The following is a 3,332-nucleotide window of genomic DNA, read 5'->3' as shown; positions in this document are numbered from 1 at the left end:
CGCTCGCAAGCTCGCTGGGACGCTAACACATGGGCAGCGTCACTTCGTTCCTAATTTTAGCCCATGTGTTATCGCCCTTTATGCGGCTGTTATGTACTTTGATGCCTATTTCAACTTTTCAGGAATTTCAATGAACGAAGAACCACAATTAGAATTTTCGGAATTATCTCAAGAAATTTCCAGTGCAGGTCAAACTGTAAAAGTGGAAATTTATCGCATGGAAGGTGAATCAGGTTGGTTGCTAGAAGTCGTAGATGAATTCAATAATTCAACTGTATGGGACGATCCGTTTGAAACAGATGAAAAGGCTCTCGTCGAAGTTAAGAAAACCATCCTGGAGGAAGGTATCTTGAGCCTAGTTGGACCAGATTTAAGTCCTAAGAATTAGGCTTTATTGGCACGTACATAACAAACCAAGTCAGCGGGACACTAACACGTAGGCTCCCGTCACTTCGTTCCATAATATAGCCTACGTGTTATTGCCCCTGCTTGGGGCGTTATGTTTCAAGGAAATAGAAATGAAATCAAAGGTTGTTTTAGTGCTATTTGGTTTGGCTCTCACAGGATGTGTCGCACCTCCTAAGCCTACATACGATTATCAAACGTCAAACCTGCCGAAAAATGAAGCTCAGAAAATCTACGAAATTGCTGTTAAATGTTGGTCTAAAGATTTCTCTTTATTCCAAGACAGGGTTATCGTTGAAAACAAGGTTGAACTTGCTGGAACACTTATTACAGCAAGAAGAGCCGCGCCCGATATTGGGTATCAAGAGCCATTTATTCGTGTTCTTGTCTCAGAGTCAGATAAAGGTGCTGTCGTAACTGTCGAAGAGGGTGATTATGCAATGGGGTCATATGAAGATTTAACTCAGGACGTTAAGCGCTGGAGCAACGGTGATTTAACTTGCAATGAAACATAACAAGCAAATTAAGTCACTCACTTCGTTCGCTGGGACGCATACACGCGGGCTGCTTCGCATTATAGCCCACGCGCCTGCGCCCCTTATTTAAAAGTTATGTTTGAGGGAGAGTAATGAGCATTTTAGCACTTGATCTTCTGATTGATGCAGGACTGCTTACTGCGAGTGGGAAAGCTGTCGATCTCTCGTTGCTATCAGATAATGAGGTTTCATCTAGGATCTCACAGTACTCTAATGCCCGAATCCAAACAGCAACGACAGAGGTGGAAAAGGAATATGATGGCAAACATTTAAGTGCTTTGTTCAGCACTAGCTCAGCAGACGTTAGCCAGAACAAGCTACTATCTTCTGCTTTGGTCTATGAATCAATTGCTATTGATGATCCACTTGTATCTTCAGCCTCAACTATAAGTTATGACAAATTAAAAAAGGGGTTGGATTTATTTTCGTGGGCATTTGAATTGATTAAATCTGGCTTCATTAAAGTAATTCCTATCTCGTTTTTTAATAAACCGAGTGACGAAATTCCTTTGTTGCATTCAGATGATGCTTTCAAATCTTCAATTCCGGCAAAGATTCATGACTTTGTTCACGATAATGCGATATTAAGGTCTGTCCTTAAAGATGATAGGGAACGGATGTTAGTTCTTAGTGAGGGTGCTGAAGTCAGTAGGCGAACAGCGTTAAATGTTAGCTTTAAGGATGATTATTGGCATTCAGGTGTAAGTCTATATCTGTTTCAAACTCTCGAGAACGGGACCGTCACTTGGGATAAAGATGGCACTCTTACAGAAGAAAAGTATAAGCAATGGGCATATCAGACAATAAACCAGGCCATGAGAGCTAGACTAATTGGTATTTATAACGAAACCTACTTAGCTTCGAGAACAGGACATACATACATAACTGAATCTTCATTCGAATCAAAATTTTTAGCAATGTCTGGAAATTCAGAATTCAGTAATGGAGCAGTTTCAGCCAAATTTCTAGAAGCGAATAACAGCTTCATAAAAATTGAGTCCCCGAAAACCATTATTGAGCTGAGAGATAAATACTCGACAGCCTTTGAAAGGTTTAATTATTCTTTGTTGAGCGTTACTGAAGAACTCTGTGATGTTGCGCCAGAGAACTTTGAAACGAAAGCTGAATTGCTTTTCCATAGGGAGATTATGCCTCAGATTGATGAAATTCGAAATAATGTAAATTCAATCTCTAGTTCTGGGGTTAAAGGTGTATTAGGCAGTTTGGTAGGCTTGTCAGCTGCTGTAGCTACTGGTTCTTCTTTGCCTTTGATTCCAGCTCTTATGAGTAGTGTATCTGCAGGGATGACAGAGGCTTTCCCATCGATATCTCAACAACAAAGATTAAAGAATAGACCTGCATATATATGGCATCGAGTGACAAAAACATAACAAGCGCAAGCACTCGGAACAATTTTCCGCTACGCTCCAATTTGTCCGGTGTTGCGGGCGTTATAAGCCAAAAGGAATCAGATGCTAACTGTTGAAAAAGATAAGGATGCTCAACAAGTCTATATTCATGGCTCCCCAGACAAGCTTCGGTGGCTAGCAAGTCGTTTAGAAGCAATCGCTAATCAAGCAGAAAAATCAGGTCATTCACATGACCATTTTATGACTGAAGATTGGGGTGGTAACGAGCTAACCAATGAACTTCTTGGTAATCCTGAGTCTCACTCAATCATCAATCATCAATCATCAATCATCTAATTGTATATGGTCACCAAAGTGAGTAACTTGGCTTATAACAACCCAATAAACGCACTCACTTCGTTCGCTGGGACGCATACACGCGGGGCGGCTTCGCCACTATGCCCCACATGTCTGCGCCCGTTATTGGAAAATTATACCCAAAAAGGAACTTTGGATGAGTAATCCGCTTTCAAATTTAAAAATAGACTATTGGTATAAAGCAGTTCTAGTTATATCAGCCCCTATTTTGATCCTGGCGCTAACTGTAGATTTAAAAGGTGTTGAAAATAAAACAGTTCTTCTATTTTCGCTTTCAGCTATTTTTATAGGTATTGGGGAATGGATTAATCACCCCGTTCAACAACAAATAGTACCGCCATCTGCCACTTATCCTGGTTGGTTAAAAGGTGAAGGTCACCCGCGAAACAATAACTTTCTCGGCGTACTCTTTGTTTTAATGGGGCTTGTTTTAGTCGGCTATACGATTTTTAGCATTTGGGTATAACAAACGCATTAACACTCGCTGCGCTCGCTGGGGACAAAAACACGTAGGCTCCCCTCGCGTTGCTCGGTATTTTAGCCTACGTTTTTTTGCCCGTTATGCGGGCGTTAGGTTCACGGGGGAGCTCATTGTCATTATTTAAAATTGCAGCTATTTTAGCAATCTTGTCATTGGCTGGTTGTCTTGTCATAAATGAGCGAG

At 41.1% G+C, this 3,332-nt stretch carries 5 protein-coding genes; all 5 read left to right on the top strand.

From position 1 onward, the window contains the following. On the top strand, nt 1-388 hold a 388-nt coding region (locus F458_RS0118725; protein ID WP_232362691.1), incomplete at its 5' end, for a hypothetical protein. Nucleotides 389-518: 130 nt separating this feature from the next. Further along, complete coding sequence (locus F458_RS0118720; RefSeq protein WP_018984968.1) at nt 519-920, top strand: hypothetical protein; 402 nt, start codon at nt 519-521, stop codon at nt 918-920. Between the two features lie 113 nt (nt 921-1,033). Beyond that, nucleotides 1,034-2,332, top strand: coding sequence for a hypothetical protein (locus F458_RS0118715; protein ID WP_018984967.1), 1,299 nt, complete (start codon nt 1,034-1,036; stop codon nt 2,330-2,332). Nucleotides 2,333-2,413: 81 nt separating this feature from the next. Next, complete coding sequence (locus tag F458_RS0118710; RefSeq protein WP_018984966.1) at nt 2,414-2,647, top strand: Imm32 family immunity protein; 234 nt, start codon at nt 2,414-2,416, stop codon at nt 2,645-2,647. Between the two features lie 157 nt (nt 2,648-2,804). Next, the gene (locus tag F458_RS20300; protein ID WP_018984965.1) at nt 2,805-3,134 is read left to right on the top strand and encodes a hypothetical protein; all 330 of its coding nucleotides are present in this window, start codon (nt 2,805-2,807) and stop codon (nt 3,132-3,134) included. Nucleotides 3,135-3,332 lie beyond the last annotated feature (198 nt).

Origin of the sequence: Salinimonas chungwhensis DSM 16280 (genome assembly GCF_000378185.1) — a bacterium.
Lineage (GTDB): Bacteria > Pseudomonadota > Gammaproteobacteria > Enterobacterales > Alteromonadaceae > Alteromonas > Alteromonas chungwhensis.
Note: the sequence above shows the minus strand (reverse complement) of the source record. Positions and strands in the feature narration are given on the sequence as shown.

Coding starts and splice junctions, on each gene's coding strand:
- F458_RS0118720 (WP_018984968.1), top strand. CDS start 519: ATGAAATCAAAGGTTGTTTTAGTGCTATTTGGTTTGGCTCTCACAGGA.
- F458_RS0118715 (WP_018984967.1), top strand. CDS start 1,034: ATGAGCATTTTAGCACTTGATCTTCTGATTGATGCAGGACTGCTTACT.
- F458_RS0118710 (WP_018984966.1), top strand. CDS start 2,414: ATGCTAACTGTTGAAAAAGATAAGGATGCTCAACAAGTCTATATTCAT.
- F458_RS20300 (WP_018984965.1), top strand. CDS start 2,805: ATGAGTAATCCGCTTTCAAATTTAAAAATAGACTATTGGTATAAAGCA.